At 65.4% G+C, this 12484-nt stretch carries 12 protein-coding genes and 1 pseudogene; 7 read left to right on the top strand and 6 right to left on the bottom strand.

What is annotated here, in order from left to right; genetic code table 11:
• Positions 1 to 108: 108 nt before the first annotated feature.
• Together PY310_RS19265 and PY310_RS19260 are read left to right on the top strand one after the other, a co-directional pair.
• Entirely contained in the window at positions 109 to 1185 is a 1077-nt protein-coding gene (locus tag PY310_RS19265) for a maleylacetate reductase (RefSeq protein ID WP_275216151.1), read from the top strand.
• A gap of 935 nt (positions 1186 to 2120) precedes the next feature.
• The gene (locus tag PY310_RS19260) at positions 2121 to 2378 is read left to right on the top strand and encodes a helix-turn-helix domain-containing protein (protein ID WP_342755762.1); all 258 of its coding nucleotides are present in this window, start codon (positions 2121 to 2123) and stop codon (positions 2376 to 2378) included.
• A 221-nt stretch (positions 2379 to 2599) separates the two neighbouring features.
• Here the strand turns inward: PY310_RS19260 and PY310_RS19255 are convergent.
• The 3 genes and pseudogenes from PY310_RS19255 to PY310_RS19245 all read right to left on the bottom strand — a co-directional run bounded on the left by PY310_RS19255 (position 2600) and on the right by PY310_RS19245 (position 5987).
• Positions 2600 to 3631: pseudogene (locus PY310_RS19255) on the bottom strand (IS481 family transposase).
• 321 nt (positions 3632 to 3952) lie between these two features.
• Positions 3953 to 4768: a citryl-CoA lyase gene (locus PY310_RS19250; protein ID WP_275216149.1), complete on the bottom strand. Its 816-nt coding sequence runs from the start codon at positions 4766 to 4768 to the stop codon at positions 3953 to 3955.
• A gap of 43 nt (positions 4769 to 4811) precedes the next feature.
• On the bottom strand, positions 4812 to 5987 hold the full coding sequence (locus PY310_RS19245; RefSeq protein ID WP_275216148.1) for an acyl-CoA dehydrogenase family protein: 1176 nt from the start codon (positions 5985 to 5987) through the stop codon (positions 4812 to 4814).
• Positions 5988 to 6248: 261 nt separating this feature from the next.
• Between PY310_RS19245 and PY310_RS19240 the strand changes: the two genes are divergently transcribed.
• Genes PY310_RS19240 through PY310_RS19225 form a run of 4 tightly spaced genes read left to right on the top strand, consistent with a single transcriptional unit; the run spans position 6249 to position 10214 of the window.
• Positions 6249 to 6821 (top strand): MaoC family dehydratase, encoded by a 573-nt coding sequence (locus PY310_RS19240; RefSeq protein WP_275216147.1) that lies wholly within the window; start codon positions 6249 to 6251, stop codon positions 6819 to 6821.
• Complete coding sequence (locus tag PY310_RS19235; protein ID WP_275216145.1) at positions 6818 to 7687, top strand: HpcH/HpaI aldolase/citrate lyase family protein; 870 nt, start codon at positions 6818 to 6820, stop codon at positions 7685 to 7687. The genes PY310_RS19240 and PY310_RS19235 overlap by 4 nt, the downstream gene beginning before the upstream one ends.
• On the top strand, positions 7684 to 8826 hold the full coding sequence (locus tag PY310_RS19230; protein ID WP_275216143.1) for a CaiB/BaiF CoA transferase family protein: 1143 nt from the start codon (positions 7684 to 7686) through the stop codon (positions 8824 to 8826). Before PY310_RS19235 ends, PY310_RS19230 begins: the two co-directional genes overlap by 4 nt.
• Complete coding sequence (locus PY310_RS19225) at positions 8823 to 10214, top strand: MmgE/PrpD family protein (RefSeq protein ID WP_275216141.1); 1392 nt, start codon at positions 8823 to 8825, stop codon at positions 10212 to 10214. Before PY310_RS19230 ends, PY310_RS19225 begins: the two co-directional genes overlap by 4 nt.
• 89 nt (positions 10215 to 10303) lie before the next feature.
• Here PY310_RS19225 and PY310_RS19220 read toward each other — a convergent pair whose 3' ends face one another.
• The 3 genes from PY310_RS19220 to PY310_RS19210 form a co-directional block, all read right to left on the bottom strand.
• On the bottom strand, positions 10304 to 10936 hold the full coding sequence (locus PY310_RS19220) for an SDR family oxidoreductase (protein WP_275216139.1): 633 nt from the start codon (positions 10934 to 10936) through the stop codon (positions 10304 to 10306).
• Positions 10937 to 11082: 146 nt separating this feature from the next.
• Positions 11083 to 11778, bottom strand: coding sequence for a GntR family transcriptional regulator (locus PY310_RS19215; RefSeq protein WP_275216138.1), 696 nt, complete (start codon positions 11776 to 11778; stop codon positions 11083 to 11085).
• Positions 11779 to 11897: 119 nt separating this feature from the next.
• Positions 11898 to 12089, bottom strand: coding sequence for a DUF4913 domain-containing protein (locus tag PY310_RS19210; protein WP_275216152.1), 192 nt, complete (start codon positions 12087 to 12089; stop codon positions 11898 to 11900).
• A gap of 56 nt (positions 12090 to 12145) precedes the next feature.
• Between PY310_RS19210 and PY310_RS19205 the strand changes: the two genes are divergently transcribed.
• Positions 12146 to 12481, top strand: a complete 336-nt coding sequence (locus tag PY310_RS19205; protein WP_275216137.1) for an MBL fold metallo-hydrolase — start codon at positions 12146 to 12148, stop codon at positions 12479 to 12481.
• Positions 12482 to 12484: the final 3 nt, after the last annotated feature.

Below are 12484 nucleotides of genomic sequence, written 5' to 3'. Positions count from 1 at the left end.
GGTCCGCCCTGACAAACACGTCGGCTGGCCCACGGACCGCTTGCCGGGTGATCATGAAGGCGCCCTTTACAGGGCCTCCGCCGCAATCCTGAGCCAGGAGAATTGACCATGAACCTGTCTTTTGAGCATGTGACCCTGGGCCAGCGGGTCCTTTTCGGCACCGGCGCAGCCGCTGCGAACCTCGCCGCGGAAGTCGGCCGACTGGGCGCACAGCGGGTGATGGTGATCGCTTGGGACCGTGAGACACCGGTGGCCCGCACCGTCGCCGCTGACATCAAGGTGGCGCTGTGGCACCACGACGTGGTGATGCACGTGCCGATTGAGGTCGCGGAGAAAGCGAGGGCCGCCGCCGCTGAAGCGGGCATTGACCTGCTCGTCTGCGTGGGTGGGGGCTCGACGACAGGACTGGCTAAGGCGATCGGCATGACCTCACGCCTGCCCATCATTGCCGTGCCCACCACCTACGCCGGCTCCGAAGCCACGAACGTGTGGGGCCTGACGGAATCGTCCCGGAAAACCACGGGAGTGGACGACGCGGTGCTGCCCGTCACGGTCATCTACGACGTCGCACTGACCCTGTCCCTGCCGGTGGAGATGTCCGTCGCGTCCGGCCTGAACGGCATGGCCCACTGCATCGACTCGATGTGGGGCCCGCGGGTGGACCCGATCAACGCCGCGCTCGGCGCCGAAGGTATCCGTGCCCTCAGCCGCGGACTGCCCTTGATCGCGGAGGACCCGTCCAGTACCGAAGGACGCGAGCAGGCCCTCTACGGCGCGTACCTGTCCGCGGTCGCCTTCGCCTCCGCAGGGTCCGGGCTGCACCATAAGATCTGCCACGTCCTGGGCGGGACCTACAACCTGCCGCATGCGCAGACCCACGCCACCGTGCTGCCCTACGTCCTGGCGTTCAACGCACCCGCCGCGCCCGACGCCGCGGCCCGCATCGCCGCAGCGTTCGGGACCGCGGACGCCCTGACCGGGCTCCAGGATCTCCGTAAACGCATCGACGCCCCGAAGGCGCTGGCGGACTACGGCTTCACCGCCGACGGGATCGCCGAAGCCGTTGCCATCATCCTCCCCGCCGTTCCGGCATCCAACCCACGCTCCGTCACCGTCGAAAACCTCACCCGCCTCCTCCAGACAGCCCTCACCGGCGAAGACGCCCGGGTCCTCCTGGACCTCTGAGCCGGTCGCTGATCATGCAGCCCAGCGCACGCTTCCTACCCCGAACCTTAGGAGTACAGCATGTCTAACACCACCGATGCCCGGGCGTCCATCAGCCCCGAGCGGGCCTGCTCAAAGGTTTTGCCACACGGCCGCTTGTGTAACCGGAATAGTCAGGTCCAAATTACCTGGCTCGCGGTGAGGAGATAGTCCGGTTACGGCACACCCCAACCTGACAATTGACTCCTTGCCGGACTGCAGAAGAACTGGGAATCTCAGCTCTACCGTGAAGAAGTGTGCTGCCGCTGCCCACAGTCGGGGACAATTCTCATAGGTTATCCACCGCTCGCTGCTACCTGGGGACTATCCCAACGGCTCCTCATTTCCAGCCCTTGATAGCCTTAGTTGACCCCAGCCATGGACGAATCAAAGTCTCCCCGAGTTCCGGCCGCGTGACCAGCAAGCTTGGGTTAGTCCTGCCGAGGCAGGTTGACGGAAGGCCGGTTATCGGCGTTGATTTCACCCGGGGAGAGAGCCGGCTCCATGCCCGGGCTTAGACCTCCTCAGGACAACGCCCGGCCAATCTTTTCTTCCCCAAGAGACAAGCTGACGTCGCAAGCGGCCCAGTGCGCAGCACACCGGCATTCGCCTCCGAGCACACGACTGCCGGCTCATAAGCCTGCATCATCCGGGCAATTCCGCGCCGGCTCCCGGGTGTCGAGTGTCGGAATCTCAACAGCCCTGAAGTAAACCTTGGCTTCTGGGGAGGGCTCGCCCCACTGCCGTTTGTCCTGGCGGGAGGGTACGTGGGTGGTGATTGAGGCTGGGCTAGCGGTGAGGCACCGAGAATCGTTGCGATAGGTGATCATCCGGCGCCTCACCGCGGATCAGGGGCCGGCTCAAGGAGCCGGGTCACAGAGCCCGCTGTTAACACTGTTCGTTGTGCTGAGTAGCGTATTGGAGGCAGGATCGGCGAAGCCGCCCTTTCGGTCTACGTCGCCCAAGGATGGCAGGCCATGACCATGGACGCTATCGCCAAGGACGCCGGGGTGGGGAAGTCGGCCCTGTACCGGGTTGGCCCAACAAGGGCAAGCTGCTCATCGACAATGTTCGCGCTGGAAGAAATCCAGGACATGGATACCGGCAACCTCAGGGAAGACTTCCTTATCCTCGCCCGGAAATTCGCCACAGGTACTTCGGACCTACGCGTATGACCTACCTGCGTTTCCAAGTCGAGGCAAACCTGATACCGGAGCTTCAAAAAGTCGGGGAGGACTACGTCCGTCGCCAGGTCCTCGCCGGCCGGGGGGGGCGTCCCCTGGCCAGCCACGGGCATTCCCCCGTCGCCGAGCTGGCGGCGCACATCTATCCTACGAAGACCCACCCAAGGACCCGGCAGGCAGCCGAACGGACCATCCTTGCCCAATTGCGCTATCTAGGTGTATTGACCTGAGAGGTTAGTGACGTGGCTTGACCCTTGAGTGAAGTGTGGCCTCGATGATGATTGTAGTGACGGAGCCAGTCGGTGAAAGCGGCAACACGCTCGCTTTCTGATCCATAGGGTCTCGCGTAAGCCATTCATCAAGCATTGTGCGGTTGTAACGCTCCACTTTGCCGTTGGTCTGGGGCCTGTATGGGCGGGTGCGTTTTGTGGCTGGTGTCCGGGCCCGGCGCGTCCTTGAAGGCGTAGGAGCGGTAGCAGGAACCGTTGTCCGTCAGGACCCGTTTGACGGTAATTGCCGCAGGATTCGCAGTAGGCGTTGGCGTGTTCCCAGAACCCGGCCGCGGTGTCCTTCTTCTCATCGGCCAGGATCTCGGTGTAGGCGAGCCGGGAGTGGTCATCAACGGCGTTGTGCAGGAAGGCGTAGCCCGGTCGCCGGTATGCCGTCGTGCCGGTCTTGTTCCTGTTACCCGCGGCCCGGCCGGTGGCGCGGTGACCTCCACCGTCCGGGATCCGTCCGAGCTTCTTGATGTCCACGTGGAACAGGTCCCCGGGTCGAGCGTGTTCGTACCGGCGGATTATCCTGCCGGTGGCGCGATCCAGCCAGGACAGACGGGCCAACCCGAACCCGGAGAGGGCCCGGTGCACCGTGGAGGGGTGGATGCCCAGCAGGTAGCCGATCCGGGCCGGACCCCACCGGCGGTTGATTCTGACTGCGATGATGCGCCGCTCCCGCCGCTCCCGCCGCTCCCGCCGCTCCCGCCGCTCCCGCCGCTCCCGCCGCTCCCGCCGCTCCCGCCGCTCCCGCCGCATGGACGTCCGCTGCGGAGAGCTGGCCGGCCGGCTGGAACGATCAACCATGCCTTGATCACCGGGGGCCTGGTAATGGCCGGCCCAGCGCGCTGCGGTCGTTACCAACACGTGGAACCGTTCAGCCGCCCGTCGAAGGGACCATCCGTCCTCGACCACGCACCGGGCCAGCCGGAGCCTGCCCTTCGGAGTCAGGATCGCGTTAGCATGGGGCATTGAAGACCTCCTTGTGGATCGGACTCTTAGACAAGCCCCACTCCACTCAGAGGTCTTCTTTTTGTCACCTATCCACGCCGAGCGCCCCTAACGTCCGTGGACAATACATCTGGGCGACCCTCGCGGGCTTGAGGGCGCCGACGCCGGCTGAAACCCCGGCGCGCAGGCACCACTCATCTAACCAAGGAGAGCACCGTGACCATCCTGGTCGCCTATGCACCCCGTTCCTGAGCGATGCATTCTCGGACGCCAGGGACCAAGAGGTGCTCACCCAGAAGCTGGGCAAGCTTTTCCTTGGCAGCATCGCGCACGGACTGCTGCTCAGTCGTCTGCGCTGGCCTCGTCCTCGGCCCGGTACCAGATGCTCTTCGAGATCGGTTGGCGCCGCTCCTCAATCAGGTGGCCGACGAGTCCGATCGCACGCGCGATGACCCCTAGCCCCCGCGAGACCTCGGCCGGGACCCCAAGGGTGGACGCCAGCGCGCCGATCGCACCGGTCGCGTTGACGGGCAGCGTCTTGCCGCAGCGCTCGGAGGCCAGTCGCGAGAGTGCCTCCATTAAGCGGGTCGGTGAATCGTCGAAGCCCAATTCGCGGCCCAGCTCGAAGAGCCGTTGCGCCCTCGGATCGACCGGCTTGTGAACGGGGTGGCCAAGACCAGGGATCGGTGCCTTTTTCTGGGCGTGTTCCGCGACGATGCGCGTCGCCAACTTCTCGATCTCATCGTTGGTCAGGCGCGGGGCGCCGCCGAGATCGTGCAGACCGGTGGCCGGCAGGTGCTGCTGACAGATACGCGCCGCTCCCTCGATGGTTCCCACGAACGTGTTGCCCAGGCCCAGGATGCCGGACGCCACGGCGCCTTGGATCGATTCGGGCGCACCGAGGTAGGTCATGCGGGCGGCAATCGCGCTTGGGGTGACGCCGTGCTCGACCAGTGTGACCACAAGTGCATTGAAAAGGACGGACTCATTCTTGTCAGGCAGGCGGCGGAAGATCTCGAGGTACGCGAAGTCCCCGAGGTTCACGGTCCCGAGCATGCCGATGAGGTCCTGACCGAAGACGGTCACGGAGTCCGTGCCCGAGCGGGCGATCTTGGAAACGATGGGCGGAGTTGGCCGCGCGTTCTGGGTCGGTGTCATTGTTGCCTCCTGGTTGGCTCGTCTGTGGTCCAGCGCCGCTTTCCTAGTAGGAACGTGGGAGCCCGAGCACCTTGCTGGCGATGAACGTCTTGACGAGGTTGTTGTTCACCGGAGCGACTTGGTACATGCGGGTTTCGCGGAACTTGCGCTCGACGTCGTACTCGTCGACGAATCCGAACCCACCATAGGTGTTCATGCAGGCGTTGGCGGACTCCCAGGAAGCGTCGGCGGCGAGATGCTTGGCCATGTTGGCCTCCGCGCCGCACGGCTTGCCCTCGTCGAAGAGCCGGGCCGCGACGTCACGCATCAGCTCGGCCGCACGCACGTGCATGTAGCCGTCGACGATCGGGAACTGGACGCCCTGGTTGACGCCGATCGGCCGGCCGAACACCACGCGCTCGTTGGCATACGTGGTGGCCTTTTCGGCGAACCAGTAGCCATCGCCAACTGCCTCCGAGGCCAACAGGATGCGCTCGGCGTTCCAGCCGTCGATGACGTACCTGAAGCCCTCGCCAACCTGGCCGATGACGGAGTCCTTCGGCACGCGCAGGCCCTGGTACCAGACCTGGTTCGTGGCGTAGTTGAACATGGTTCGCACCTTCTCCACGCGCACCGCGTCAGGCTGGTTGGCCCGCACTTCCCGCAGGTCGACTAGGAAGAGCGTCATCCCGGTGGTCTTGTCGGCACCCTTGTCCTCGGTGCGGGCGAGCACCAACAGCAGGTCGGATTCGTCGATGCGGCTGGTCCACGTCTTGTGTCCCGTAATGACGTAGTCATCACCGTCGAGCTCAGCCTTCGTCACGATGCTGGTGGTATCGGATCCGGCGTCCTCAGTGATGGAGAAGGCCTGGAGCCGAAGCGCGCCGGCCGCAATGCCCGGGAGATACTTTTGTTTTTGTTCCTCGCTGCCGTGGCGCAGCAGTGAACCCATGGTGTACATCTGCGCGTGGCACGCCGCGGAGTGCCCGCCCGAGCGGTTGATCTCCTCCATGATGGCGGCGCCGACGGTCAGGCCCTCGCCTCCACCGCCGTACTCGGTCGGGATCAGCGTAGCCAGCAGCCCGGAGGCGGTGAGCGCCTCGACGAATGCCGCGGGGTAGGCGCGCGACTGGTCGAGTTCGCGCCAGTACTCGCCGGAGAATTCGGCGCAGAGGGCCCGCGTCCGTTTCCGGTAGAAATCAACCTTCGACGCCACATCCGGCTCCTTGAGATCTGTCATCGCTTCCCCTATGAACTCTCGTTTGACTGGCGGGCGGCACCCGCGGCGCCGTCGCGACGGGCTTCGCCGTCCGACGCATTATCTCCAAGGTACATAATATATTTTATGCTGACAAGGGTTCGTGGCAACGGTGACTAAGATGCCCGTCGTTGACTTACCGGAATAATCCTGAGAAATTGGGTTTGCTACAAAATATATTGAGTAACGCGGCCGGTGAGGTTGCCTTATTACGAACCAATACCCCGACATCAGGAGATACCAGTGCAAACGAATTCGCCCCCGGGAGACGTGGAACGGTCGGAGCGCGGCGAGGTGGCGGGCTGGAACGGCCGCTTCTTCGAGGACTTCGAGGTCGGCGACATCTACTACCACCCGGCAGGCAAGACGGTCACCACAACGGACAACCAATGGTTCACCCTGCTGACGCAGAACACCTCCAAGACGCACGTCGACGCGAACTACGCGATGCAGACCGAACAGGGCGTTCCGCTGGTCGTCTCCACCTACACGCTGGCGCTGGTTACCGGGCAGTCCACCACCGACCTGTCCATGAACGTCTTCGCGAACCTGGGCTGGGACAAGGTCCGCATGCCCCAGCCGGTATTCGAGGGCGACACCATCTACTCGCGTTCCAAGATCCTGGCTAAGCGGGACTCGAGCTCGCGTCCCAGCGTCGGTATTGTCACCGCTGCCACCGAGGGCTACAACCAGGACGGAGTGGTCGTCCTCTCCTATGAGCGCACCTTCATGGTTTACCGCCACGGACACGGCCCGCAGCTCGATTCAGTGCGTCCGGACGAGTCTTCTTTGCCGCCGGTCGAGGACGCCCGATGATGGTCCCGGGCACCCCCGGTCCCGGCGCCATCGGAATCGTCGCGGCCGCACGGAGCGCCCTGTTCGTCCCGGGCGACCGGCCGGAGCGCTACGCCAAGGCCGCCGCATCCGGCGCCGACGTCATAATCGTTGACCTTGAGGACGCCGTCGCCCCCGACGCCAAGGCGGCGGCACGCGCTGCCGCGCTGGAGGGCCTGGCCGCCGGGACGCGGGCGCTGGTCCGTGTCAACGCCCCGGGAACACCGGAGTTCGACGACGACGTCGCCGCCCTGACCGGCCCCGGCTCCCCTGACGCGCTGCTTGGGCTGGTGCTCCCCAAGGTCGAGGACGCTTCCCTGCTGCGCGACGTCGCCTCCGTGCTTGGCCCCGACCGCGCACTCGTCGCCCTGATCGAATCCGCACGGGGTGTCCGCGACGTCGACTCGATCACTGCCGGCGCACACTGCACCCGGCTGGCCTTTGGCGCCATCGACTTCTCGCTGGACTGCCGCAGCTCCACCAACGCGGCCGTGCTGGCCCCGGTCCGTTCGCGCCTGGTCGTGGCCTCACGCGCGGTCGGCCTGGCGGCCCCCCTGGATACACCCACCCCGGACTTCCGCGACGCCTCGGTAGTCGAGTCGGAGGCGCGGCTCGGCCACTCCTTCGGTTTCGGCGGCAAGCTGTGCATCCACCCGGCGCAGGTGGCTCCCGTCCATGCCGCCTTCAGTCCAACGGTCGAAGAGGTGGCCTGGGCGCTCCGCGTCGTGGAGATCAACGTCGCGTCCGGAGGGGCCGCAGCACAACTGGACGGCCAGATGGTGGACGCCCCCGTCGTGGCGCGCGCCGAGGCTATACTCTCGATTTCCCATGAAAGGCAGACAGCATGAAGAACCTTCCGCTCGCGGGTCTGACCGTGGTGTCTCTCGAACAGGCAGTCGCGGCGCCCTTCGCCGCACGCCAGCTCGCGGACCTGGGCGCGCGCGTCATCAAGATCGAACGCGATACCGGGGACTTCGCCCGCGGATACGACGAAAAAGTCAACGGGCTCGCCAGCTACTTCGTATGGCTGAACCGCGGCAAGGAATCCGTGGTTTTGGACCTCAAGTCCGACGACGGCGTCGCCATCCTGAAGGCGTTGGTCACCGATGCCGACGTGCTGATCCAAAACCTCGCCCCCGGCGCAGCCGAACGCATGGGGCTCGGTCCCGACGACGCGCTAACGCTGAATCCGCGCCTGATCCACGTCTCCATTTCCGGCTACGGCAGAGGCGGAGACTACGAGAAGAAGAAGGCGTACGACCTGCTGGTGCAGTGCGAGGCCGGGCTGCTCTCGGTCACCGGCACGGAGGAGGCCCCGGCCAAGGTCGGCGTCTCCATCGCGGACATCGCCGCCGGCATGTACGCCTACACCGGCGTGCTGACCGCGCTCATCAACCGCGGCATCACCGGCAAGGGCGACGTCATCGAGGTTTCGATGCTGGAGGCACTCGGCGAGTGGATGATGCAGCCCTACCTGTACGCCGAGTACGGAGGCACGCAGCAACCGCGAAGCGGGGCGCAACACGCCACCATCGCTCCCTACGGGCCCTTCCCCGCCAGCGACGGGACAGTGTTCCTCGCCATCCAGAACGAGCGCGAGTGGCAGAAGTTCTGTTCTGAGGTCCTGCGGGATCCGGAGGTCGGCACCGACGCGCGCTACGCCACCAACGCTCTCCGCGTCCAGCACCGCGGGGAGCTCCACGCGGACCTGCACCGGGTCCTCTCGACACTGACCACCGAGGACGTGCTGGCCCGCCTCGACTCCGCCGGCATCGCCAACGCCCGGTTGCGGAACATGGCGGAGTTCTCCGCGCACCCGCAGTTGGAACAGCGCGGCCGCTGGATGGATGTGGACACCGCGTCCGGCCCGGCGCGCTCGCTGATCCCGCCGGTGACCAGCCGCAATGTGGGGTTCCGCATGGACCCCGTCCCCGCCGTCGGTGAACACACGGCACAGGTACTCGCCCAACTCCAGGAGACACGATGAACAACAACAGCTTTGCCCGCCAATTGGCCCGCCACGCCTCCGCCCGGCACACGCCGGGCCCCGAGGTCTCCGGTTGGATGCGCCTCCTCCTGCTGGATTACCTCGCCATCACCACGGGCGGCGTTGAGCGGGACTCGGCCGTGGCCGTGCGCGCCTCCGTGTCCCTCTCCCCCACCCGTACCGAGGACAAGCCGGCCCTGGTCCAGGGCACCGGTGCCTACGCCTCCGTCCAGGACGCGGCTCTGCTCAACGGCGTCACGTCCCACGGCCTGGAGTTGGACGACACGTTCGAGGAGGCCTCGCTGCACCCCGCCGTCGTCATCTTCCCAGCCGTGCTGGCGGTGGCCGACGACGAGGGCCACTCGGTCGACGAGGTGCTGCATGCCGCGACGATCGGCTACGACGTAATGTGCGACACCGGAGTGCTGCTTGGCGCCGCCGAGAGCTACGGCCGCGGCTTCCACCCGACCGGTGTTGCCGGCGTGATCGGCGCCGCCGCCGCCGTCGCGACCCTATTGGGGCTGACCGAGGACCAGACCACCCACGCGGTCGCGCTCGCGGCAAACCTGGCCGCGGGCAGCCTGGAGTTCCTGTCCGACGGTTCGTGGACCAAGCGCCTGAATGCCGGGCACGCGTCGGCCAGCGGCATCCGCGCCGCGCGCCTGGCCCAGGCCGGCTTCACGGCTCCGGAGCGTGCAATAGAGGGCCGCGACGGCTTCCTGAACCAATACGGCAAGGGTTGGGTCGAGGGGCGCGCGCTGAACCTGGAGTACGGCAAGTCCGCGCTGGCCACGAGCATCAAATTCTACCCCTGCTGCCGCTACATGCACGGGAATATCGACCTGTTGCGCGATATCCACCGGGAGAATCCGGGGCTGGCCATCGAGGACATCGACGTCATCGAGACCGCGGTGCTGAAGGCCGGCGCCACGCTGGTTTCCGAGCCGCCGGAGCGGAAGCTGATTGTCAACACGCCGGTGGACGCCCAGTTCAACATGCCCTTCGGTGCCGCAGTTGCCCTGGCGACCGGCGATGCCACCGTGGCTCAGTTCGAGGACGCTCCGCGCGTCGCAAAGGGCCTGGAGGACTGGCTGCGGAAGGTCGTCTGCTACACCAGCGACCGCCTCGAGGCCGCGTTCCCGGCCAGCTGGCAGGCTGAGGTCCGCGTGAAGCTCAAGGACGGCACCGTCATCGAACGCAGCGAGGACGCCTTCCGCGGATCCCCGACGGATCGTGCCACGCGCGAGCAGTTGGTGGACAAGGCCGCCGGGCTCATCGGTCGAGACGCCGCGGAGGCCCTGGACCGTTCCATCGCCGAGCTCGACGGCGCCGAGCCCCTGGCCGCCCAGCTGGCCTACCCGTCCGTGGCTGCCGTCAACGCCGGCTAAAAACGGTGCCACCCCCGCACATGGGCGGCGGCACCAAGAGGGCGGGCGGGCCGGATAACTTGTCCGGTCCGCCCGCCCTCGCCGGGTGGTTAGATGTGCCGCCCGCCGGCGATCTCCAGCACGGTCCCGCTCATGTAGCTGGACATGTCGCTGGCCAGGAAGAGCACCACGGACGCTACCTCCCCGGGCTCGCCAGCGCGGCCCATCGGCACCTCGGCGAGCTTCTTGGCCATGACGTCCTCGCGCAACGAGTCGGTCATGGGGGTGCGGATGATGCCGGGCTGGATGGCGTTCACCCGCACGTTCGCGAAGCCCACCTCCTTGGCCGCAGCCTTGGTCAGACCCACAATGCCGGCTTTCGCGGCGCTGTAGTTCGTCTGTCCCAGCATGCCGACCTTGCCGGAGATTGAGGATACGTTGATGATCGAGCCCCCGCGATCCTGCTCGCGCATGCGAAGCGACGCGGCGCGCGTACCGAGACAGCAGCCCTTCAGGTGCACGTCGATGACCTGGTCTAATTCGGACTCCGTCATTTTCCGCATGGTCGCGTCTCGGGTGATGCCCGCGTTGTTGACCATGATGTCCAGCGCTCCGAACGTGTCAGTGGCGGCCGCGCAGAGCGCCTCCACGTCGCCGGCGGACGTGACGTTGCAGGCGACTCCGATCGCGCGGCCTCGCACGTCGAGGCGGTTGGCAACTCCCGGCCAGTTCCCAGCGGACACGTGTGCGGCGATATGGTCATACGGGCCCTACATGACCCAGAATACCAAGATAGCCGAAAATATTATATTCTCGCAACCTTTAGTTCCTTTTTTCGGAGTGGGATACCCGAGGATCGACTGTGGCCTTTTTCTGACTAAACGTGGCGTCAGCCAGCGGCAGACTCCAACTCCTGAGACGCGACCTGACGGTCGAAGTGTTCAGCCAGTAGTTCCCCGGAGTGAATTATGTGGCTGTCCATGAGCGAACGCGCCTTCTCTGCGTCATGAGTACGGATGGCGTCGAGAAGGTCGGTATGGTCGTCGACTGTCGCCTGGGGCCAGCCGGAGATCTGTGCGTAAAACTCCCGCGGAACGTAACGGGTCATGAGGCTAAGTGCCCAAAGGACCTTACGCGTCCCGCCCACTTGGTTGATGTGCCTGTGGAACGCGTGATTTTTTTCCTCCAAAGTTTCAGAGTCTTTCCGGCTGAAGGCAGCGATGAGTTCATGGTGCAGGGCGTCGAGTTCCGCGATTTGCTCAGCGTTGGCATGTTCCGCCGCGCGGGCGGCCAATTCGCCGGCGATAAGGGCCTGTATGCGGAACAAGTCGCGGATATCGTCTCCATTGAGTGGAGCCACAACGAATCCCCGCCGCGGAATCAGCTGGAGGAAACCCTCAACCCGCAAGAGCTGAAGACCCTCCCGCGCGGGCGTCGTCGAAATCCCCAGCTCATCGGCAACCACATCGGCCAGGACCGGTGAGCCGGGCTTGAGCTCGCCTGAGATGATGCGTGCACGGATGTAGGTGGCCGCCTCTTGGCTGAGTTGCAGCCGTACTACGGTTTTCGCTGGGCGCGGCGTCATGCTAGATCTAGACCTTCCATCAGAAGAAATATATTATCCAGAGTATGCCAACGAGTCCCAGCGTTGGTAGAAGGACGTGTCCCCATTCCCCATCGGGCAAATAGAATCACAGATCTGGTTCATGCAGCTTGAACCAGCGAATCCTGCGGCGCTTCAAAAGAGCCATTCGGGGGAGGATCATACGGGAGCGCTTTGAGCTTGTTTGCTGCGTGTCCGTCAGCAACAGGTATGCAGCCTTTGAATGGACCGCCGACGGAGAGCAGGACGTCCATGTGGTGGGCGGCGTGGTCCCGCCACCAGGAACGCGCCACATCCGGAATCGGGCGGGGCGCCCGCAACCACTTATTACCGTCCTTGAAAGGAACTGATGAGCCTGACGCCGATTACCCTCACCGGCCACGCCCAGAAAGAAGCGTGGCAGAACAAGGCGCTGCCGCCCGTGGAGCAGTTCGGCACGGACGTGTGGTCCATCCCTGTCCCGTTCCCCGACAACCCCATGCGCTACCTGCTCCTGGGCGACGGTGACGCCATCCTGATCGATCCGGGCTGGGACAGCGACGCCGGTATGGATCATCTGGTCGCCGGCTTGCGGCAGGCCGGCCTGGGTCCCACCGACCTGACCGGCATCGTCTCGCCACCCATTTCCACTCGGACCATCTGGGGATGGCCGCCCGGCTGCGCGCGGCGTCAGGAGCGTGGGTAGCCC

It is taken from the genome of Pseudarthrobacter naphthalenicus, assembly GCF_029076445.1.
In the GTDB taxonomy this organism is placed as follows: domain Bacteria; phylum Actinomycetota; class Actinomycetes; order Actinomycetales; family Micrococcaceae; genus Arthrobacter; species Arthrobacter naphthalenicus.
The sequence above is the reverse complement of the archived record's forward strand: the minus strand, read 5'-3'. Positions and strand labels throughout refer to the sequence as shown.